Raw genomic sequence first — 22,164 nt, 5'->3', positions numbered from 1 at the left:
AGTAAGAATTTACACCAGAGTGTAACAGAATATATGTTGCTGACAGCCGCTGGGTAAACGTTAATGCGTCAGTTAACGCCTACTCTACGACAAAGTGAGGAATTAGGTGCAAAAATTTACAAAAAAAGACGTCGATATCGAAGCCGTTACGCCACGCTACCAAGGATTCTTGTCGACATATAGCTATCGTTTACGGCACCGGCTGTTTGCCGGCGGCTGGACTCAGCCGATTGACCGTGAATTGATGGAGCGCGGTAATGCTGTGGTGGTATTGCCGTATGATCCTAAGCGCGATGAAATTGTGCTGTTGGAACAGTTCCGTGTCGGTGCTTTGCGTACCAGCGATACCCCTTGGCTATTAGAGTTTGTGGCGGGCATGGTTGAGGATAAAGATGACAGCATCGAGGCGGTTGCCCATCGTGAACTGCATGAGGAGGCCGGTTTGACCGCGCAGCGATTAGTGCCGGCGTTGAGTTATCTATCCAGTCCAGGCGGAATGAGCGAGCGCGTGCATGTCTATGTCGGTATTGTCGACACCTCGCAAGCTGCTGATTTTGCCGGTCTGGACGATGAAAACGAGGATATTCGCGTGCATGTGCTAGCGCGCCGTGAGGTTGAATCTTTGCTGGCTGATGGGAAAATAGACAACGCTGCCAGTGTGATTGCGCTACAATGGTTGCAATTACACCGCCAGCAACTGAGCGTCCTGAGTGAAACCTGAAGCAAAAGGTAACGAGGAGAATTGATTTGCGCAAGTCGTATAGCGTCGATTTATCTGCCTTACAGCAGCTCGCCGAGCGTAATTACGCAGCGATGCTGGGTTTGTTGCCGGCTACCTTAAATGTCGGTGATGGCCAACAAATTCATGTCGGTGAGCAGTTAAGTTATCAATTGCAGGTGACCGATAGCGCGCGTTTCACTACCGATGTCAAAATACGTCAGGTGAAGCCAGAAGCGGGTTGGCTGTCGGCCACTATCGAGGTGCGCTTATATCATGATGTGCGCATGGCTGAAGTAATTGGTAATCAAGGAATTCGGCGCTTACAAGCGAGATACCAACAACCCAATCCGGCCATGCACCAAGCCGACGAGAAACATCAGGTTAATCGCTTTTTGCGCGACTGGCTGACGCTTTGCCAGCGTATGGGACGCAGTAACGTGGCACTCGCCTTTAATTAATATGTGGTTATATTTACACGGTTTTGAGAGTTCACCGGCGTCAGAAAAGGCCGTGTTGGTTGGTGACTTTCTGCGTCAACAACTGACGAGTGAGCAAAGTCTGGCGCGCTGTTATCAAGTACCCGCAATACCCGCTACGGTCACGGCGACTCGCGAATTACTTATGGGATTGGTTGAACAACACCGACAAACACCGATTAGCGGTATTGTGGGGAGTTCGCTGGGCGGCTTTTGGGCGCACTGGCTAGCATCGCAACTGGCTTGTCGAGCACTTTTGATCAATCCCGCCGTGTATCCCGCACAACTATTGCAACACTATGCGGGCGAGCGTATTCATCCGTATAGTGGTGAACGTTATCATTTGCAACAAGCCGACCTTGACGGCTTACGGCAGATGCAGACAGAATTACGTGATGACGCTGAATTATGGGTGCTATTGCAGCGCGGCGACGAAACCCTAGATTATCGACTGGCTGCCAGTTTTTACCGGCACCAGCGATTGACTATCGAAGCCGGCGGCAATCACCGGTTTGCTGGGTTCTCTCGTTATTTACCGGCGCTACAGCGTTTTTTCAGTGCTCCCTAAAGGTGACAAAAAGTCACCCGATACGACTTCAAAACGGCAGCACTTAATTGTACATTGGCAGTAATTTCCAGCGCTTGCTTTGTGCGGCGCTGAATTCGTTAGCTAGCCGTTGCAAATTCACTGGCAACGACAACCACAACCATAAGAACAACGATGACAGATTATAAAGCGGATGCGATAGAAGTTCTTAACGGGCTAGAGCCGGTGCGGCGTCGTCCCGGCATGTATACGGATACCACCCGACCAAACCATTTGGGGCAAGAAGTCATTGATAACAGCGTCGATGAGGCGATGGCGGGTCATGCGCGGCAAATCCAAGTGATTTTACACGCCGACCAATCGCTGGAGGTCATCGATGATGGGCGCGGTATGCCGGTTGATGTGCATCCCGAAGAGGGCATTCCAGGTGTGGAGCTGATCATGACCAAGCTGCATGCCGGTGGTAAGTTCTCTAATAAGAATTATCAGTTCTCTGGTGGTTTGCACGGGGTGGGTATTTCGGTGGTGAATGCGCTGTCAAAACGGGTCGAGTTGACGGTGCGGCGTGACGGACAAGTCTACGAGATGGCGTTTGAGAACGGCGACAAAGTCTCCGAACTAACGGTCACGGGTAGCTGTGGTAAACGTAATACTGGTACCCGCGTACATTTTTGGCCTGACGTGAGCTTTTTTGATTCAGGTAAATTTTCAGTTTTAAAACTCACCCACCTACTGCGCGCCAAAGCGGTATTATGCCCCGGACTGAAAATCGAGTTTGATAACCGTGTTGACCAAGAGCAGCAACTTTGGTGCTACCAAGATGGCCTCAAAGATTATCTATTAGAGGCGGTTGATGGCTATACCACCTTGCCGGAAAATCCGTTTATCGGACAGTTGAGCGGTAAAGATGAAGCGGCGGAGTGGGCGCTAACTTGGCTGCCCGAAGGTGGGGACGGTATTGCGGAAAGCTACGTTAACCTGATTCCGACCGCACAGGGTGGTACCCACGTCAATGGATTACGCCAAGGCTTGTTGGAAGCCATGCGTGATTTTTGTGAATTTCGTAATTTGCTGCCGCGCGGTGTGCGCCTAACTCCCGAGGATATTTGGGAACGCTGTAACTATATTCTCTCGGTAAAAATGCAAGATCCACAGTTCGCTGGACAAACCAAAGAGCGCTTGTCATCGCGGCAATGCTCGGCGTTCGTGTCCGGTGTGGTAAAAGACGCCTTCAGTCTGTGGTTAAACGAGCATACCGATCTGGCTGAGCAATTGGCGGAACTGTGTATTTCCAACGCCCAACGGCGCTTACGTGCGAGTAAAAAGGTAGTGCGTAAGAAGGTCACGCAGGGGCCGGCACTACCCGGTAAATTGGCCGATTGTGCCAGCCAAGAACCGGAGCGTGGCGAATTGTTCTTGGTTGAGGGGGACTCGGCTGGCGGCTCAGCCAAACAAGCACGTGATCGAGATTATCAGGCGGTGATGCCGTTACGAGGTAAAATTCTCAATACTTGGGAAGTGGATACCGATCAGATTTTTAGTTCACAAGAAATTCATGACATTTCGGTAGCCATTGGCGTTGATCCCAGTTCGATGGATCTGGAAAAACTGCGTTATCACAAAATTTGTATCTTGGCCGATGCCGATTCCGATGGTTTGCACATTGCGACCTTATTGTGCGCCTTGTTTATGCGTCACTTCCGTTCGCTGGTTGAGGGGGGGCATGTGTATGTGGCGATGCCACCGCTGTACCGGGTCGATGTCGGCAAAGAAGTGTTTTATGCCCTCGACGAAGCCGAGAAAAACGGTATTTTAGACCGTATTCAGGCCGAGAAGCGCAAAGGTAAAGTTAGCGTACAACGCTTTAAAGGTCTGGGTGAAATGAACCCCATTCAATTGCGTGAAACGACCATGGATCCAAACACCCGACGGTTAGTCCAGTTGACCCTGGACGATCCGGCGGTGGCCGATGAGTTACTTGATATGTTGTTAGCGAAAAAGCGTTCGTCGGATCGTAAAGACTGGTTAGAAAGCAAGGGTAACTTGGTTGATTTGGCTGATCTTTAGACAAGCTCGCTACGTTGGTTACCTTAGTTAAGTGTTACCAATGACGTATTCAAGATAAATCAATTGAGGAGATATAACATGCGTTGCTTACCATTGATGGCCTTTACGGCGCTGACTTCAGCGACGGCTCAGGCGCAAACGAGCGAGTTGCCGCTAGACAAGTTAACCCTGCCTGATGGCTTTGCCATCGAAGTTTATGTCGACGATGTCGAGAATGCGCGGCAAATGGCGTTGGGTAATAACGGTACCTTGTTTATTGGTACTCGCGATAAAGGCGATGTGTACGCGGTATTAGATACTGATGGCGATGGCAAGCCTGATCGTAAACGCGTGATCGGCAGTGAACTATATATGCCATCGGGATTGACTTACCATGACGGCGATTTGTATGTGGCTGAGGTCAATCAAATTCGCCGCTATGAAAACATCGAGCAGCAACTGCAAGGCGGCGACGAGTTGGCTTACAGCATTTTCTTCGACCAGCTTCCGGATGATCGCCATCACGGTTGGAAGTACATTGATTTCGGTCCAGACGGGCACCTTTACGTACCGGTAGGCGCGCCTTGTAATATTTGTGACGAAGATGAACCCTACGCCAGCATTTTGAAAGTGGCAAAAGATGGCAGCGGCTATGAAGTCTACGCTAAAGGTGTACGTAATAGCGTTGGTTTTGATTGGCACCCGCAAACCGGGGTGTTTTACTTCACCGACAACGGTCGCGATATGATGGGTGATAATACACCTTATTGCGAACTAAACCGCGCGCCTGAAGAGGGTATGCACTTTGGTTACCCTTATTTTCACGAGGGTGACGTTGCCGATCCTGAGTTCGGTAAAGGCAAACAAGCGAGCGATTATGAGCCGCCGGTGGCGAAGTTAGGCCCGCATGTGGCGCCTTTAGGTATGCATTTTTATGACGGGGATAGCTTCCCAGAGCAATATCGTGGTGCCTTTATCGCCGAGCATGGCTCATGGAACCGTTCTGAGAAGATCGGTTATCGCGTCAAGATGGCTCAAGTTGAAGATGGCAAAGTGACCGCTTACAAACCTTTTATTGAAGGCTGGTTACAACCCGGTGAAGAGGTTTGGGGTCGTCCTGTGGCGTTACTAGAGCTAGCAGACGGCAGTTTATTAATATCAGATGATTATGCTGGCGTGGTTTATCGCGTGAGCTATAACGGAGCGGAGTAACACTCACATGTCGATGGATGTGGTGGAACAATTACCCATAGGGCGCTTTACCGAAGATGCCTATTTAAACTATTCCATGTACGTCATCATGGACCGGGCATTACCGCATATCGGTGATGGCTTAAAACCGGTGCAGCGTCGTATTATTTATGCCATGTCAGAGCTGGGCTTATCGTCTCTGTCTAAGCATAAAAAATCGGCACGGACGGTGGGTGACGTGTTGGGTAAATTCCACCCCCACGGCGATAGTGCCTGTTACGAAGCGATGGTGTTGATGGCGCAGCCTTTCTCCTATCGTTATCCGTTGGTCGATGGGCAAGGTAACTGGGGCTCGGCGGATGATCCTAAGTCGTTCGCTGCCATGCGTTATACCGAAGCTCGCTTGTCTAAGTTTGCGGAAGTACTGCTTAGCGAATTAGGCCAGGGTACGGTTGATTGGGCACCAAACTTCGATGGTACGATGAAGGAGCCGCGCATGTTACCGGCGCGGCTGCCGCATATTCTACTCAATGGCGTGACCGGTATTGCGGTGGGCATGGCGACCGATATTCCGCCGCACAATGTCCGTGAAGTCGCCAATGCCTGTGCGTTGTTGCTGGATAAACCGAGTGCCGATCTTGATGACGTCATGGCTCACTTACGTGGTCCTGACTATCCTACTGACGCTGAAATCATCACCCCGCAGAGCGATATTCGCAAGTTGTACGAAAGTGGTCGCGGCAGTATCAAGATGCGTGCGAAGTACCATATGGAAGATGGTGAAGTGGTGATCATGTCGCTGCCGCATCAAGCTTCTGGGGCTCGCATTCTAGAGCAGATAGCACAACAAATGCAGGCTAAAAAGCTACCGATGGTGACGGATTTACGTGATGAATCGGATCACGAAAATCCAACTCGATTAGTCATTGTGCCGCGCTCGAATCGAGTCGATATCGAACAATTGATGCAACACCTGTTTGCCACTACCGACCTAGAAAAACAGTATCGGGTTAACCTCAATATGTTGGGCCTAGATGGTCGCCCGCAGGTTAAGCCGATGGTGACTATTCTATCGGAATGGTTGCAGTTCCGTTTACAAACGGTCACCCGTCGCTTGCAGTTCCGCTTAGATAAAGTGCTGGCAAGGCTACATATCTTAGAAGGGTTGTTGATTGCTTATCTGAACATTGACGAAGTGATCGAGATCATTCGTTATGAAGATGAGCCTAAACAGGAATTGATGAAGCGCTTTGCTTTGAGTGATACTCAAGCTGAAGCCATTTTAGAATTAAAGTTACGGCACTTAGCAAAACTCGAAGAAGTTAAGCTTAGAGCCGAGCAAGACGAGTTGAATAAAGAGCGCGACAAATTAGAGTTAGTTTTAGGCTCCGAGCGACGCTTAAAAACCCTAGTCAAAAAAGAACTACTGGCCGATGCGGAAAAGTATGGTGACGATAGACGTGCGCCTTTGGTCGAACGTCAAGAAGCCCGTGCGTTAAGCGAGCGCGACCTGACCCCAGCCGAAGCGGTAACCGTGGTGTTATCGGAAAAGGGTTGGGCGCGTTGTGCCAAAGGGCATGATATTGATGGGCCGGGTTTGAGCTATAAGGCCGGCGACCAGTATTTAGCCTCAGCGCAGGGTAAAAGCAATCAGCCGGTGGTGTTTATTGACAGTTCCGGACGTAGCTTCTCGTGCGAGGCGCATAGTCTGCCGTCAGCTCGTACCCAGGGTGAGCCGCTGAGTGGTCGCTTTAGTTTGGTGGCTGGCGAGAACATGGAGCATGTACTGATGGCTAACGGTGATAAAAAGTTACTGTTAGCCTCGGACGCGGGCTATGGTTTCATTTGTCAGTTTGATGACTTAATCAGCCGCAACAAAAATGGTAAGGCCATTTTGAATTTGCCCACAGGCGCACGTATTTTACCGCCGGTGAGTGTTGATAATGCCAACCAAGATTTGGTGGTGGTGGTGTCTAATGAAGGGCGTATGCTGGTGTTCCCTGCTGCTGATTTGCCGCAATTGAGTAAAGGCAAAGGTAACAAAATGATCAGCATTCCGACTTTACGCGCGCAAAGTCGCGAAGAATATGTCACCGCAATGACCACAGTGCAAGAAAATGCCGCGTTGACGGTCCATGCAGGTAAGCGCAAACTGACCTTAAAACCCGATGATTTAGCGCATTATCGTGGTGAGCGTGGACGTCGGGGGAATAAATTACCACGCGGCTTGCAGCGAGTTGATGCGCTCATCGCTGATAACAGCGCTATTGCCGACACTGCTATCGATGTGGCTAAAGACGCAGCTGACGAATAGTCCGGCTTAGCGATTTGCTCATGAGTTACCCGCAAAGCGACGCCTTGGTGACAAGCGTCGCTTTGCCTTTTGTGTTTTATACTTGCCAGTGAGTAACCATTATAAATACGGACTGATCGGAGCAATTGCTTGTTGAAAGCGAGTATACTGGGCGCCGCAGAAAAGGAGATGTCATGTTAGCTGTTGTTCGAATCCTCGCACTGGGCGTATTTATTGTGGTGATGGGGATCATCGGGTGCCTGTTTTGTTTAATGCGCCCATTCCACCGAGATAATACCCGCTTGTTCGCTCATATTTTTGGCTATATGCACCGTATTTTGGGTTTACGCCTTGAGATCCGAGTGCCGCAACAAGTGCGTGATGGTGGACCTTTTGTTTATGCCTGTAATCACCAAAACAGCTGGGATATTTTTACCTTAAGTGGGGCACTACCTAAAAATACCGTGACCATCGGTAAGAAAAGTTTGGTGTTTATTCCCTTCTTTGGTCAACTTTATTGGTTAGCCGGTAACATTCTTATCGATCGTAAGAACAAAGGTCGCGCGCACGGCACCATTACTCAAGCATCGACCGCTATCAAGCAGCGAGATATTTCTATTTGGCTATTCCCCGAGGGGACGCGCAGTTATGGCCGTGGCTTATTACCGTTTAAAAAAGGTGCCTTTCATACCGCAATGCGCGCCGGTGTCGATATTGTTCCCGTTTGTGTATCGAACCTGCATGATAAAATTAAGCTGAACCGTTGGAATAACGGTGTCGTCATTATTGAAATGCTTAAACCGATACCGATTCAAAATTACCGTCGCGAGAATATTCGCGAGTTAATGGCTCGCTGTCATGAGTTGATGCATGCTAAAATCAGCCATCTAAACGAAGAGGTTGCGCAGCGCGAAGGGCGTCAGTTGACGGCCGATGATGTGGTGAGTGGAGATAAGGACGAGGTATGAGTGCATTTGAATTAGGCGAGTTATTGCAACAAAGCCATGACACCGTCAAGGCGATGCTAGCCGATGGTATTGATACTGATATGGAGCTAGCGATTGAGCACCACCTTGCTTCACCAGATTTTTCTAAATTAGAAAAAGCTGCCGTTGAGTTAGTTAAACTAGGCTATCATGTTGATGAGGCTGATGAATTTGATTTAGAAGATGGCTCGCGCTGGTTCTGCTTCGCGGCAATCACCGAAGCGACGTTAAATGAACAAGTGTTGGCGCAGCAAACTCGTGAAGTTGCCGACATTGCGGAGCAATGTGACGTCGAATACGACGGTTGGGGTACCGACTTTGGCGACGATGACGACGACGAAGATGAATAATTAAAAAAAGGGCTGCACATGCAGCCCTTTTTGTTCGCTCGGCGTTGTTGCTGTCGCTATTACAAAAACATGCCGCCCGAGGCCTCAATGCGCTGGCCCGTTATCCAATGCGCCGCTGGTGATAACAGCAAGCTAACCACCGCGCCGATATCTTCGGGTAAACCTACTCGACCCAGAGCGGTTTGTGAGGCAATGATTTTATTCAGTTCGGCGTTGTCACGTACCCGGCCTCCGCCAAAATCGGTTTCGATAGCGCCCGGCGCTAGCACATTAACGCGAATACCGCGTTCACCCAGTTCTTTTGCCCAATATTTGGTGACCGTTTCCACCGCACCTTTCATGGCCGCGTAGGGACCATAACCGGGCAACGAAAAGCGTGCTAAACCGCTGGAGACGTTCAGTATCGAGCCACCATCTTGCAGTAACGGTAATAATTGCTGTGTCAGCAAAATGCTGCCTTTTAAGTGCACGCTGTAGAGGCTATCTAGCGTTGCTGCGTCGCACTCACTGAGCTGAGCATCGGCAGCCATACCCGCATTATTGACTAAATGCGTCAGCATTTGACCCGGCCAATGGTTGTTTAACTGCTGTTTGAGGTGGCTAGCAAACTCGGCAAAACCTTCGCTATCGCCAACATCTAAGGGTAAAGCAATGGCTTGTCGACCTTGTTCTTGAACCGCCTCCACTACCGCTTGTGCAGCTTCAGCCTGACGTTGATAAGTGATGATCAGATCATGACCGCTAGCGGCAAGATGCAGCGCGGCTACCGCCGGTGATCAGGGTTATTGGTTGACTCATCATTAGCTCCTTGGTGGTGATAATGCTCTGCTGGTCGTTAAACATCGACTTGCAGTAGCAGGGAGGATCAGTCTATTGTTTTAATATTTATGTATAAACAGGGTTATTGGGAATAGATAATTCCTTAAATAAGGACAATTGATGCACGATAGCTTGCAGACCTTACGGACTTTTGTGCGCGTAGCCGAACTAAAAAGTTTTACCCAAGCGGCAGCGAGCTTAGGCATTGCTCGAACTCAGGTATCGACCATGGTGCAGCAGCTAGAGCGCGAGTTTGGTTGTCGCTTATTACACCGCACCACACGCAGCGTTAGCTTAACCATAGATGGGCAGGCTTGTTATCAGCGAGCGCTTACCTTATTAGCGGACTACGACGATTTGAGCGAGAGTTTTGCCCAGCGCCAACAGAGTTTGACGGGGCGTTTGCGTATTGATATGCCACTCGGCTTCGCCCGTTTAGCGTTGTTACCGGCGTTACAGCCGTTACTGGATGAACACCCAGAATTACAATTAGAGATAAGCAGTACTGACCGCAAAGTGGATGTCGTCGCTGAAGGCTTTGATGCGGTGCTACGTGTTGGCAGTTTGCAGCAAGAGGGGGTGGTGGCAAGGCACTTAGGCGATATGCAGCAGATTAATCTAGTTGCGCCGAGTTATATTGAGCGTTACGGTGAACCGACACAGTTAGACCAACTCGCTGATCATCAGTTGGTTGCCTACGTTGCAGCGTTCGGTCAAGCCTGCGGTTTCGATTATGTTAGCGCAGGCGAAGTGCACGAAGTGGCGATGCCGAGTCGCGTGACCGTGAATAATAGCGATGCTTATACCGCCGCATGCTTACAGGGTTTAGGTTTAATTCAGACCGCCAAGTTGGGTGTACAACAATTTATAGACAGTGGCGAGTTAGTTGCCGTGTTAGCGCAATATCCGCCGCCACCGATGCCGATGTATTTGATTTATCCACATCGTCGACACTTATCCAGTCGTTTACGGCAATTGAGTGACTGGTTGATCAAACTGCTCGATGGCTCGCCCGGCTTCAGTGCGCGCTAACAGCGGGCTCAATAAGTCATCATAAATATAGACAGAGGGTGCAAGCATGATACAAGCGGTAACGACAGCAGCGGCGCAGCAAGTCATCGATTTTTGGTTTACCGAGCTGACGGCAAAACAATGGTTTGCCAAAGATACTGAACTGGATCAACAGATCCAATCGCGCTTTAGCACGTTATTAACGCAGGTGAGTCAGGGTGAATGTTGGCAGTGGCGGCAGTCGGCGCCGGGACGGCTAGCGGAAATCATCGTACTCGATCAGTTCTCGCGTAATATCTATCGCGATAGCGCGCAAGCTTTTGCTCAGGATGCGATGGCATTAGTGCTAGCGCAAGAGGCGGTCGCTTTACAGCAAGATAAGTTATTACCACCAGAGCAACGTGCTTTTTTATATATGCCCTACATGCACAGCGAGTCGGCTGTTATACACCAGCAAGCGTTAGCGTTATTCGCACAGCCGGGGTTAGAAAATAACTACGCATTCGAACTTAAACATAAAGACATTATCGACCGCTTTGGTCGTTATCCTCACCGCAATGCGTTGTTAGGGCGAACGTCAACGGCGGCTGAAGAGCGCTTTTTAGCACAACCTGGCTCCAGTTTTTAGGGCAAAAAAAGCCCCAGCGCGAGAGCCGCGCTGGGGCCTTTTGTGGTTAGCGGCTGCTCGTTACAGCGCTGCGATTTTGGCTCGTTGCGCTTGTAACTGCGCCAAGGTTTCTTCAGCTTCAGCCAACTTCGCCTTTTCTTTATCAATAACCGCCGCTGGCGCTTTACTGACAAAGTTATCGTTACTCAGTTTGCCTGCCACGCGCTGTTGTTCTTTGCTGGCTTTGTCGATGGCTTTATCTAAACGTGCCAGCTCGGCAGCAGTATCGATTAAACCCGCCATCGGAATATGCAATTCCATACGGCCAACTAGGGCGGTCGCACTGGCTGGTGCATCGGCGGAGTCCGCTAAAAAGTCAATCGACTCCAGCTTGGCCAGCGCGCTGAGGAAGTTCTGATTATCTTGCAGGCGTTGTTTCGCGGTATCGTCGGCGTTGACGACCAGTAATGGTAACGGCTTACTCGGCGATAGATCCATCTCACCGCGAATGTTACGAATACCGACGATAACTTGCTTCAGCCACTCCATGTCGGCCAACGCATTGCCATACTCCACGGCGGCGACTTGCGGATAGGGTTGCAGCATGATGGTCTCGCCGTTGTTACCGACCAGCGGGGCGACGCGTTGCCAGATGGCTTCGGTAATAAATGGCGTGATTGGATGCAATAAGCGCAGCAATTGCTCCAAAATTGTGACCAATGTATGCCGTGTTCCGCGTAATTGCGCTTCGTTGCCGTTAAATAACACCGGCTTGGTTAACTCCAGATACCAGTCACAGAACTGATTCCAAGTAAACTCGTAGGCGATTGCGGCAGCTTGGTCAAAGCGATAGTTGTCTAGAGCTTGACGGAACTGTTTAACGGTGTCGTTAAAGCGCTCGATGATCCATTGATCGGCCAGGCTTAGGCTCAGTTCGCCATCCTCTTGCCCACAGTCATGCGTTTCGGTATTCATCAACACATAACGGCTGGCGTTCCAAAGCTTATTACAGAAGTTACGATAGCCTTCTAAGCGTTTCATATCCCAGTTGATATCGCGACCGGTTGAAGCCAGTGCGGTTAGGGTAAAGCGTAAGGCATCAGTGCCATGTGCGGTAATACCCTCCGGGAATTGCTTACGGGTGCGCTTAGCAATTTTTTCCGCCAACTGCGGTTGCATCATATTAGCGGTGCGCTTGTCGACCAGCGTATCGATATCGATACCGTCGATCATGTCCAACGGATCGAGCACGTTACCCTTCGACTTAGACATCTTGTTGCCTTCTTCGTCGCGGATCAAACCGGTAACATAAACGGTTTTGAACGGCACTTGTGGCTTGCCGTTTTTATCTTTCAGGAAGTGCATGGTCATCATGATCATACGCGCTACCCAAAAGAAAATGATGTCAAAACCAGTCACCAATACATCGGTCGGATGAAAGGTTTTTAAGTCGTCGGTGGGCTCTGGCCAGCCCAGTGTTGAGAAGGTCCATAAGGCCGATGAGAACCACGTATCGAGTACGTCTTCATCTTGCTTCAATTCAACATCAGCGGCTAACTGATGACGCTGGCGCACTTCGTCTTCGTCGCGACCGACGTAGACATTGCCCTGATTATCGTACCAAGCGGGAATACGGTGCCCCCACCATAATTGACGCGAAATACACCAGTCCTGAATATCGCGCATCCAGCTAAAGTACATGTTTTCGTACTGTTTCGGAACGAACTCAATCTCGCCATCTTCGACCGCTTGGGTTGCCACCTCGGCCAATGGAGCTACGCGTACATACCATTGATCGGTTAGGTGCGGTTCGATAGGAACGCCACCACGGTCGCCATAAGGGACCTTGTTGACATGGGCTTCGACTTTATCGAGTAAACCCGCCGCATCAAAATCGGCAATAATCGCTTTACGCGCGGCGAAGCGCTCTAAGCCGTGATAGGCGGCGGGCAGTTGCCCGTCAAAGCCATCAATATCGGTTAAGGCTTCGCCGGTAGCGGTGTATAAGCCGGCTTGCTCGAGCACGTGTGCGGTATCGCTTAACACCGCGATCATTGCCATTTGATGACGTTTGCCAATCTCATAATCGTTAAAGTCATGAGCTGGAGTGATTTTTACACAACCGGTACCGAACTCACGGTCAACGTAGTCGTCGGCAATGATTGGAATACGCCGTTGAACCAGCGGTAAATCGATGTATTTACCGATTAAATCTTGATAGCGCTCGTCGTCAGGATGAACCGCTACGCAGACATCGCCTAGCATAGTCTCAGGACGGGTGGTAGCGACCACTAAATAATCGTCACCAGCGGCGGTTTTGGCGCCGTCGGCAAGCGGGTAGCGCAGGTGCCAGATATGGCCGTTTTGCTCTTTATTCTCGACTTCCAAGTCAGAAATCGCGGTTTGTAGCTTCGGGTCCCAATTGACCAAACGCTTACCACGATAAATTAAGCCTTCTTCATGCAATTGCACAAATACTTCTTTGACCGCGTTAGAAAGCCCTTCATCCATGGTGAAACGTTCGCGATCCCAGTCGACAGAATCACCTAAGCGACGCATTTGCTGGGTAATGGTGCCACCCGACTGCGCTTTCCATTGCCAGATTTTGTCAATAAAGGCATCGCGGCCTAATTCGGTGCGGCTACTACCGGCTTGGGCTAATTGGCGCTCGACTACCATTTGTGTCGCGATACCGGCGTGGTCGCTGCCGACCTGCCAAAGCGTGTTGTAACCGTCCATGCGTTTGTAGCGGGTCAGCGTATCCATAATCGTGTGTTGGAACGCGTGGCCCATGTGCAAGCTACCGGTCACGTTGGGAGGCGGGATCATGATGGCATAGGCATCACCCTTACCGCTGGGTTTAAAATAACCGGCTTTTTCCCAGTCTTGATATAGTTGTTGCTCAATCGCGTCGGGCGAGTACGTCTTGTCCATAGCAGCCTTCAATTCTCGATCAGTGAGGCTGGGGTCGATTGCATTTGCATGCCCCAGGCTCGGTATTGTTTATAGCGTTCACGTGCTTGTTGTTTGCCGCTGTCGGCAAGCGGTACAAAGTCTACGATAACTTGTGTTTGCTGTGCGTGTGGTGGCACCTGTTCACTAAGGTTAACCAACACACGGCTACGGCGCGGTGACCTATTATCGCTTTGTGGCCACTGGATCTCAACGGGGGCGCCGTTGGCCGGACCCTCACCCTGTAAATTATGCGGGATGAAAGCATCTACTGGCAATTTCCACAGCGCCTCGTCTAGCGCCTCGGCCGCTTGTTGTGAAGCGGTCCAGACGTTAATTTGCCGATACTGTCGATACAACTCAGCAATTTGCTCACAGTAAAAGCGCTGTGCTTTAGCGGCTAATCCGCTATCGTCGGCACTGGCGCCGTCCTGTTTATCGCCGAGTAAGCCTTGCAGCAAGTAAAAGGTCGCGTTGGCCATATTACTCGCTTTGCTCGGCGTTGGCGCGGTTTAACAAAAATTGCGTCAATAACGGCACCGGACGTCCGGTTGAGCCTTTATTTTTACCGCCACGCCAAGCGGTTCCTGCGATATCTAAATGCGCCCACGTGTACTTACGGGTAAACCGTGACAAGAAACACGCGGCGGTGATGGTGCCAGCTTCACGACCACCAATATTAGCCATGTCAGCAAATGGACTTTCCAACTGTTCTTGGTACTCGTCCCACAGTGGCAAACGCCAAGCGCGGTCGCCGCTTTGTTCTGAAGCATTTAGAATTTCATGAGCTAACGGGTTATGTGCGCTCATTAAACCGCTTGCGTGGGCACCTAAGGCGATAACGCAAGCGCCAGTTAGAGTTGCCATATCGATGACCAGTTCTGGTTCAAAGCGCTCGACATAAGTGAGCGTATCACATAGCACTAAACGTCCTTCGGCATCGGTGTTTAACACCTCAACGGTCTGTCCACTCATGGTGGTCAGAATATCACCGGGACGATAGGCTTTGCCGTCGGGCATGTTTTCACAACCGGCAACAGCACCAATCACGTTAATGGGTAATTGCAGCTCAGCCAGCGCTTGCATGGCGCCTAGAACACCGGCGGCGCCGCCCATATCGTATTTCATTTCGTCCATATTCGCTGACGGCTTAATCGAAATGCCGCCGCTGTCGAAGGTTAAGCCTTTACCAACTAGCACCAACGGTGCCTGTTCGTCGCTGGCACCACGGTAATGGATCAGACTTAACACCGATTCATTTTCTGAGCCACGGCCAACCGCGAGATAGGCGTTCATACCCAATTCCGCCATTTGCTTCTCGTCGACTAATTCGACGCTGACGTTGTCATAGTTGGCGGCCAATTGCTGAGCTTGTTCGGCCAAATAGCGGGGGGTACAAATATTCGGCGGCATATTAGCCACATCGCGACAAACATTCATACCCTTGGCGACGGCTAAAGCATGTTGGATAGCGCGCTCGCCCACCGGTAATTCGCGCCGGGTTGGCACGTTAAAGACTAGTTTACGCAGCGGTCGGCGGGGTTCTTCTTTTTTCGTTTTAAGCTGGTTGAAGCTATATAAGCCAGCTTCACCGGCTTCGACTGCCTGACGTACTTTCCAGTAGGTGTCGCGACCTTTTACATGTAGCTCGCTCAAAAAGCAGACGGCTTCCATGGAACCGGTTTCGTTAAGCGTACTGATGGTTTTGGTGATGATTTGACGGTATTGGCGCTCGTCTAATTCACGTTCTTTGCCACAGCCGACGAGAAGCACGCGCTCGGCTAAAATATTGGGTACATGATGCAACAATAGTACTTGCCCGGCTTTACCCTCGAGGTCGCCGCGACGCAGCAAGTTACTGATGTAGCCATCGCTGACACGGTCTAATTGCTCGGCCACGCCGGACAGCCGGCGAGGTTCGAAAATACCGACAACAATACATGCTGAACGTTGTTTTTCGGGGCTACCGCTTTTGACGCTGAACTCCATAAGTTCTCCTCGCTGTTGTAACCGCTGCCGTTGAATTGGAGCGCGAGGCAATAATCAAACTTGGGCTAGCCACGCAATCCCATGTATACTGTGCTGCAGCGGTAAAGCTTTTCAGATAATTCTTGTTAAAATAGCAAGTTTACTGAAAAATCGCAGTTATTCCAGCAAAAAGCAACGTTAAGAGTGGTCACTTGTGCTTATTTTCCGATATCTGACCAGGGAAACTTTTAAGTCGCAACTCGCGGTATTCGCGGTGTTGATGACCATATTTGTCAGCCAGAAGTTTGTTCGGGTATTGGCTGACGCATCAGATGGCGATATTCCTAGCAGCGTTGTTATTCAACTCTTATCTTTAAATCTGCCTGCGCTATCCGCATTGATTCTGCCGTTGAGCTTATTTTTAGGCATTCTGCTCGCCCATGGCCGGATATACGCCGACAACGAAATGACGGTGTTGCATGCTTGCGGTGTGAGCGAGTGGTACGTTACCCGGGTGACATTGATTTTGGCGGTGGTGTTGGCCTTACTCACCGCAACTTTAACGCTGTGGTTGGTGCCTTGGTCGCTAGAGCAGGAACAACGCGTAGAAGACCGCGCTCGTTCCGAAACCGGTTTAAGCGTGATCATGCCGGGCCGCTTTCAGCAGGCCAGCAACCGCAAAGCGGTGATATTTGTGCAGGGCCAGACCGACAATGGTGAGTTGGACGAAGTTTTTGTTGCGCAAGAATACAGTAACGAAGCGGGTGAGCGTGGCGGCAGTGTGGTAATGGCTGATTTGGGTCGAGTGATTGCCAGTGAGAGCGGTGCGCAAACGTTGGTGTTAGAAAATGGTCGTCGATATGCGGCGGGTGAGCCCAGCGACGACTATCAGGTGATGAGTTTTGATAGCTACGAATTACTGATCAAAGAGCAAGAAGCCGAAGAGCAGTTGCGTAAGTTGGAAGCCTATTCGACGCTGGAACTGTGGCATGAAACCAGTACCGCCGCACAAGCTGAGTTGCAATGGCGCTTGGCTATTCCGTTAGCGATGCCATTATTAACCTTAATTGCTGTGCCGTTAAGCCGGGTTAACCCACGCCAGGGTAAATTCGCGCGAATGGCACCGGCGCTACTGATCTACTTGGGCTATTTCTTGCTGCTAATGGCCGCTAAGTCAGCGTTAAACGACGGCGTATTACCCAAACAAATCGGTCTTTGGTGGATTCATATTTTATTGTTGGTGTTTGGCATGGCGTTATTAGGTAAGGGGCGTCCGTTAGGGCTACGCGTCTTGGCGCGTATGAGCCGTCGGCAGCGGGGGAGCAATCAGTGATCTCGATTTTAGATGCCTATATTGGGCGCACGGTGCTAAAAACGTCCTTGCTGGCGCTGGCGGTATTGAGTGGTTTGTCGGCACTCATTCGCTTTGTAGAACAATTAAAATCGGTTGGTCGCGGCAGCTATGGAGTGGTCGACGCCGGCATTTTTGTGCTCTACAGCATGCCTCGCGATATTGAAGTGTTTTTTCCGATGGCGGCATTGCTCGGTGGTTTGATCGGCATGGGTATGTTGGCCAGTAACTCTGAGCTGGTGGTGATGATGGCTGCTGGTCGGTCACGCTTGAACATCATACAGTCGGTGATGAAGGCGGCGGTGGTCATGATGTTAGCGGTCATGGCTATTGGCGAGTGGTTGGCACCAACGTTAGAAGCCCAAGGACGCGAGCTGCGAGCTCAGGAGATTTCAGGTGGTAGCCTGATTTCGGCGCAGCAAGGGGTGTGGGCAAAAGACGGTATGAACTTCGTTAATATTGGTGAGGTTGAAGATACCGGCCGTATTAACGACTTGACGATTTATCGATTTAATCAGCAACGTGAACTGGAATCGGTACTACTGGCTCAGCGGGGTGTGTATCAAGACGATAGCTGGCAATTGCAACAGGTGCGCGAGGTCACTATTGGTGCCACCGAAATTGACGAGCAGCAGCTTGATGACTATCGCTGGCAGTCGACCTTGACGCCCGATAAACTGGGCGTGGTGACGGTTAAACCGGAGTCGTTGTCGATTCGTGGCCTATTGGGCTATTTAGACTATTTGAATGTCAACCAGCAGGCTGCGCAACGCTATGAATTAGCATTATGGCGGAAATTATTAGCGCCGGTCACGGTGGCGGTGATGTTGCTGGTGGCGTTATCGTTTATTTTTGGTCCGCTCCGTTCGACCACCATGGGTGCCCGTATTTTACTCGGGGTGATCACCGGTTTTGGTTTTCACGTCAGTAACGAAATTTTTGGGCCGTTAGCGCAAGTCTACGCATTACCGCCGATATTAGGCGCGTTATTACCTAGCGTGGTATTCGCGACTTTGGCTATCTACTTTATGCAGCGTAAAGGCTGAGCCTACAACTCGCGCCAATAGTAATATTGATTGGCTTCTTTGGATAAGGTAACTAGCTCGGTGCCAGCAGCATAGTCTTGCCAAGCGCGGCGATGTTTACGATCGACCAAGAGCCACAGCGAGCCTAATCCGAAGGCGCAAGTTAATAAGCGGATCAACGTTTGTTTTTTAGTCAGCAAGCTGCCATCTCGCTGTTGTACTTTTAAGCGCCAAGCGCGCATGCCCAACGTTTGCCCGCTGCGGTGCCAAAACCATCCAAAGAAAATGGCTAATACCGTTACTAAATAAAGCGGATACCAATAGCTGTCATCTAACCACTGCGCGTGATCTTGTCCGCTAGCCAGCGTTAACCAGCCAAATTTTGTGGCTACTGCAGTCGCGCCCAAGGCGACCCCGGCGGCTACCATAACAATCGCGATAGCGACCAGTGCGTCATAAAGCCATGCCGCGGCACGGCGTAATAAGCTGGCGCTAGGAAAACTGGCGTGTAAGTGGAGAGTAGGGGTAACAGAATCTGAGCTATGGCTGGTGGTAGTCACTGTATTATCTCGACCGCTGAAAACGCCACGAGTATAGCACGGTGAAACAGAAAACCCAGCCTGCATCAATGTATACAGGCTGGGTATAAAGCACTTACTGCTGTTCAGCGATCCATTGGTCGATACGGCGTTCGAGTAGGTTTAATGGCAACGCACCACCGCCTAACACGGTATCGTGGAAGCCACGGATATCGAACTTATCGCCCAATGCCGCTTCGGCTTTTTTACGCAGTTCGATGATCTTCAGCATACCGATTTTGTATGATGTTGCTTGTCCTGGCATCACTAAATAACGTTGGATTTCCGACTTAACCGCACCCTCGGCAACCGGCGTATGATCCTTAAAGTATTTAACCGCTTGCTCTTCGGTCCAGCCTTTCGCGTGCATGCCGGTGTCCACCACTAAGCGCACTGCGCGCCACATTTCGGTGATCAGACGTCCAAAGTCTGAATAAGGATTTTCATAAGCACCCATTTCTTTAGCCAGTAGTTCTGAATATAAGGCCCAGCCCTCGACATAGGCGGTAAAGCGAGACTGTTTACGGAATTCTGGAACGGATTCTAGCTCTTGCGCAATCGAGATCTGCATATGGTGACCCGGATTACCCTCATGATAAGCGATGGCTTCCATTTCATTTTTGGGCATCGATGTCATATCCGATAAGTGCGCATAATAAACACCTGGACGTGAGCCATCAGGCGTACCCGGGAAGTAATGTTGTGCGGCACCGTCTTGTTCGCGGAAGGGTTCGACACGTTTTACGACAAGGTCAGCTTTTGGTAACACGCCAAAGTAATCAGGCAACTGATCGTGGATAAAGCCTAGGTAATCGCGTGCGTCAGTCAAATAGGCTTCACGGCCTTCATCGGTGTTTGGATAGAAAAACTGTTGGTCGGTACGAATGAATTTGAAAAATTCCTGTAAGTCGCCGTCAAAGCCGACTTGGTCTTTTATGGCTTCCATTTCTTTCGTTAGACGGGCAACCTCGTCTAAACCGATTTGATGGATCTCATCGGCAGTCAAGTCGGTGGTGGTCGAGGCTTTTAACTGATGAGCATAGTAAGCCTTGCCGTCTTCTAGGGTAGTCCCAACACCGGCCGGGTTGACTAACGTATTGTCGATATCTGATTGCAGCCAGTCGCGAACAGCGACGTATGCCGGTTTAAACTCGTTTAGCAACGCTTGTTTAGCGCTATCTTTTAGCTTTTGAGCTTGTTCTGCGGTGGCTTCACCGGCTTCAACTAAGGCATCAGTCTTGCTCTTCGCTGCAGCCCATACGGGTGAATCATCCTCGCTGTCGTCAAACGGCTGCCCGCTCAGCAAGTTATTAATTTCGTCGATGACTTTTTCGTAGGCGAAGCGTGGTGGGCGGGTACCTTGCTCGGCGTATTGCTGGGCTCGCTCAAGTAGCTGATTCATCGCCCGACCGGTTTCGCTAACACGTTGATTAAAGGCTTCCATATCGCTAACGGTATCGACTTTATGAAAGCTGATCAGCACTTGTGGTAAGAATGAATGTGCGCCATGCATCTGATTAAAGATGTAATTGTCGTGCCAGAACTGCTTACCCTCTTGTTGGATTTTGTTGCTGTAAACCCAAATATCATAAGATGTTTTTGCAGTGTCGTTTAACTTATCGTAATCGAATTGCGATTGCAGTTCTTTAGTAGTGGCATCCATCCATTGTAACTGCTCTTGTTGCGCTTGTTCCGACATATCGTCGATTTCGCCGTAACGATCTTTGCGACCTAAGAACGTCATTTGCAATGGACTTTGCTGCAGCTGCTCTTCGTACTTTTCAGCGAACCACTGATTCAGGCGTTCCGACTCGCTTTCTGCTTTATCGGTTTGGGTGTTCTGTTCGTTCACCGAAGCAGGGGCTTTATCGCTATTGGCCTGAGTGTTGTTGGTATCGTTCGCGGGCTCAGAACAAGCGGCTAATGCAGCCAGTAACGACAGAGTAATGAGTGATCGACGCATAGCTATATCCTTATTTTATTATCAGTTTTTACAGAATAGATAATCAGCATAGCGGCATTTTTATGTGCTGGCTATGCTCATTGGGGGGAACTGCAGGGTTAATCCGTAACAAATTGTTGAAATAAGCAGCAAACGCACCTTTTTTTGCAGAAATTTGTCTTTCAGCTATTGATCGCACTCATGGGCTGAGTATAATGCGACTCGCTTTAACGCACTTCCCACACATGCCGAGGTGGCGGAATTGGTAGACGCAGCGGATTCAAAATCCGCCGCTGGTAACAGCGTGGGGGTTCAAGTCCCCCCCTCGGCACCAAGCTTCTTTAGCAGCGCACCTTGATTGTAATCAATGGCTCACCGTTGCGGTCTTAATAGTGTTTCTCACAGAGCTGATAATCGTTACTGTTACTCTCTTTTAAGCTTGTGGCATCGTAGCCACTGTCTGGTAATGCGATATAAGTGCTTTTCAACGATTGGCCTGCTGGGTAACTTTGCGGTTTACCAAATGCTTCGGTTAATGCTACTGCAGCACAGGGCGAAAGTTCTACTACGCTAATTGCCGGGTTCATTAATATCGACCAATATTTTCCACCAATATGAGTGAGACTGTGATTGAGTGTTATATCAATGTGAGATGGTGTTGGTATTAGAGTGAAAGTAACTTCTGAAATGACCTTGTTGTTTGTGATAGCTAAGCGTTCGGGTAATGAAAAGCTGAGCGTTAGGTTTTTTACCGAATGCAGATGACGCCAGCTTAACGTGGGGTCGAATCCAACCTCTTGTAAGTTAAAGTTTAACTCGTCAAAGTCAAACCCGTTGAAAAACTCGGTGGGTGTCCCGTCAAAAGAAGCCATATTCGGGTAAATTTTTTTTCGTAAATGACTCATTAGTTTGGTCGATGTAGCGGCTTTGATAGCGTGGTATTGGGAGCTGGCGCTAGCACAAAATAACGTCGCTGGTGGATTGGGCGTTGCCATGCCGACTAGCGGTGATGCCACTATGGTGACAAGCAGCATAACGGTAAGCGTGATGAAATTATTTTTTGTCATCAATTGCTCCGATTGATCGTTAATGTTTAACAAGGGCAGTGTTAGATTTTCTTTTTTTGTTACAAATCAACAGCTCTTTAACCGTTGTTTCGGACCGTGTGGCGGCATAACGCTGTTAGCGTTAACGATGTTATTGTCAGTCAGCTCGCTGCTGGAAAAAAATGTATGAAAAGCACAATATCCCTGACGGATTATGTAAAAAAACGTAACGGTGTGGCCTTAGGCGCTAAAGGC

Annotated in this window: 19 protein-coding genes and 1 tRNA gene; 13 read left to right on the top strand and 7 right to left on the bottom strand. The window is 50.0% G+C overall.

Going from position 1 to position 22,164, the window contains the following annotated elements:
• Nucleotides 1-106: 106 nt before the first annotated feature.
• The 8 genes from nudF to rraB all read left to right on the top strand — a co-directional run bounded on the left by nudF (nt 107) and on the right by rraB (nt 8,610).
• Nucleotides 107-721, top strand: a complete 615-nt coding sequence (gene nudF, locus A10D4_RS07510; RefSeq protein WP_008488737.1) for an ADP-ribose diphosphatase — start codon at nt 107-109, stop codon at nt 719-721.
• Nucleotides 722-747: 26 nt separating this feature from the next.
• Nucleotides 748-1,179: a DUF1249 domain-containing protein gene (locus A10D4_RS07505; protein ID WP_008488736.1), complete on the top strand. Its 432-nt coding sequence runs from the start codon at nt 748-750 to the stop codon at nt 1,177-1,179.
• A 1-nt stretch (nt 1,180) separates the two neighbouring features.
• Entirely contained in the window at nt 1,181-1,765 is a 585-nt protein-coding gene (locus tag A10D4_RS07500) for a YqiA/YcfP family alpha/beta fold hydrolase (RefSeq protein WP_008488735.1), read from the top strand.
• A 153-nt stretch (nt 1,766-1,918) separates the two neighbouring features.
• Entirely contained in the window at nt 1,919-3,811 is a 1,893-nt protein-coding gene (gene parE / locus A10D4_RS07495) for a DNA topoisomerase IV subunit B (RefSeq protein WP_008488734.1), read from the top strand.
• Nucleotides 3,812-3,889: 78 nt separating this feature from the next.
• Nucleotides 3,890-5,002, top strand: a complete 1,113-nt coding sequence (locus tag A10D4_RS07490) for a PQQ-dependent sugar dehydrogenase (protein ID WP_008488733.1) — start codon at nt 3,890-3,892, stop codon at nt 5,000-5,002.
• A 7-nt stretch (nt 5,003-5,009) separates the two neighbouring features.
• The gene (parC, locus tag A10D4_RS07485; RefSeq protein ID WP_008488732.1) at nt 5,010-7,295 is read left to right on the top strand and encodes a DNA topoisomerase IV subunit A; all 2,286 of its coding nucleotides are present in this window, start codon (nt 5,010-5,012) and stop codon (nt 7,293-7,295) included.
• Nucleotides 7,296-7,468: 173 nt separating this feature from the next.
• Nucleotides 7,469-8,242 (top strand): 1-acylglycerol-3-phosphate O-acyltransferase, encoded by a 774-nt coding sequence (locus A10D4_RS07480; protein WP_008488730.1) that lies wholly within the window; start codon nt 7,469-7,471, stop codon nt 8,240-8,242.
• Nucleotides 8,239-8,610: a ribonuclease E inhibitor RraB gene (rraB, locus tag A10D4_RS07475; protein WP_008488729.1), complete on the top strand. Its 372-nt coding sequence runs from the start codon at nt 8,239-8,241 to the stop codon at nt 8,608-8,610. The genes A10D4_RS07480 and rraB overlap by 4 nt, the downstream gene beginning before the upstream one ends.
• A gap of 59 nt (nt 8,611-8,669) precedes the next feature.
• On the opposite strand, the gene A10D4_RS07470 is transcribed toward rraB, so the two are convergent.
• On the bottom strand, nt 8,670-9,368 hold the full coding sequence (locus tag A10D4_RS07470; RefSeq protein ID WP_156812101.1) for an SDR family NAD(P)-dependent oxidoreductase: 699 nt from the start codon (nt 9,366-9,368) through the stop codon (nt 8,670-8,672).
• Nucleotides 9,369-9,549: 181 nt separating this feature from the next.
• Between A10D4_RS07470 and A10D4_RS07465 the strand changes: the two genes are divergently transcribed.
• Nucleotides 9,550-10,461: a LysR family transcriptional regulator gene (locus A10D4_RS07465; protein WP_008488726.1), complete on the top strand. Its 912-nt coding sequence runs from the start codon at nt 9,550-9,552 to the stop codon at nt 10,459-10,461.
• Nucleotides 10,462-10,507: 46 nt separating this feature from the next.
• The gene (locus A10D4_RS07460; RefSeq protein WP_008488725.1) at nt 10,508-11,068 is read left to right on the top strand and encodes a DUF924 family protein; all 561 of its coding nucleotides are present in this window, start codon (nt 10,508-10,510) and stop codon (nt 11,066-11,068) included.
• A gap of 60 nt (nt 11,069-11,128) precedes the next feature.
• Here A10D4_RS07460 and A10D4_RS07455 read toward each other — a convergent pair whose 3' ends face one another.
• From A10D4_RS07455 to pepA, 3 genes are read right to left on the bottom strand one after another with little or no spacing between them, the layout of a single operon-like run.
• Nucleotides 11,129-13,981, bottom strand: a complete 2,853-nt coding sequence (locus tag A10D4_RS07455) for a valine--tRNA ligase (protein WP_008488724.1) — start codon at nt 13,979-13,981, stop codon at nt 11,129-11,131.
• An 8-nt stretch (nt 13,982-13,989) separates the two neighbouring features.
• Entirely contained in the window at nt 13,990-14,481 is a 492-nt protein-coding gene (locus A10D4_RS07450) for a DNA polymerase III subunit chi (protein ID WP_008488723.1), read from the bottom strand.
• Between the two features lies 1 nt (nt 14,482).
• Entirely contained in the window at nt 14,483-15,988 is a 1,506-nt protein-coding gene (gene pepA, locus A10D4_RS07445) for a leucyl aminopeptidase (protein WP_008488722.1), read from the bottom strand.
• Between the two features lie 193 nt (nt 15,989-16,181).
• On the opposite strand from pepA, the gene lptF reads away from it, so the two are divergent.
• Both lptF and lptG read left to right on the top strand, forming a co-directional pair.
• Nucleotides 16,182-17,300 (top strand): LPS export ABC transporter permease LptF, encoded by a 1,119-nt coding sequence (lptF, locus tag A10D4_RS07440; protein WP_040502746.1) that lies wholly within the window; start codon nt 16,182-16,184, stop codon nt 17,298-17,300.
• Nucleotides 17,300-18,364: an LPS export ABC transporter permease LptG gene (lptG, locus tag A10D4_RS07435; protein WP_192811521.1), complete on the top strand. Its 1,065-nt coding sequence runs from the start codon at nt 17,300-17,302 to the stop codon at nt 18,362-18,364. Before lptF ends, lptG begins: the two co-directional genes overlap by 1 nt.
• Before the next feature lie 2 nt (nt 18,365-18,366).
• Here lptG and A10D4_RS07430 read toward each other — a convergent pair whose 3' ends face one another.
• The gene (locus A10D4_RS07430) at nt 18,367-18,903 is read right to left on the bottom strand and encodes an RDD family protein (protein WP_008488719.1); all 537 of its coding nucleotides are present in this window, start codon (nt 18,901-18,903) and stop codon (nt 18,367-18,369) included.
• A 94-nt stretch (nt 18,904-18,997) separates the two neighbouring features.
• On the bottom strand, nt 18,998-20,884 hold the full coding sequence (locus A10D4_RS07425) for a DUF885 domain-containing protein (protein WP_008488718.1): 1,887 nt from the start codon (nt 20,882-20,884) through the stop codon (nt 18,998-19,000).
• Between the two features lie 226 nt (nt 20,885-21,110).
• Here A10D4_RS07425 and A10D4_RS07420 point away from each other — a divergent pair.
• Nucleotides 21,111-21,197, top strand: a tRNA-Leu gene (locus A10D4_RS07420).
• Nucleotides 21,198-21,249: 52 nt separating this feature from the next.
• Here the strand turns inward: A10D4_RS07420 and A10D4_RS07415 are convergent.
• Nucleotides 21,250-21,930 (bottom strand): hypothetical protein, encoded by a 681-nt coding sequence (locus A10D4_RS07415; RefSeq protein ID WP_156812100.1) that lies wholly within the window; start codon nt 21,928-21,930, stop codon nt 21,250-21,252.
• Between the last annotated feature and the right edge of the window lie 234 nt (nt 21,931-22,164).

Source organism: Idiomarina xiamenensis 10-D-4, from assembly GCF_000299895.1.
Classification (GTDB): domain Bacteria; phylum Pseudomonadota; class Gammaproteobacteria; order Enterobacterales; family Alteromonadaceae; genus Idiomarina; species Idiomarina xiamenensis.
The sequence above is the reverse complement of the archived record's forward strand: the minus strand, read 5'-3'. Positions and strand labels throughout refer to the sequence as shown.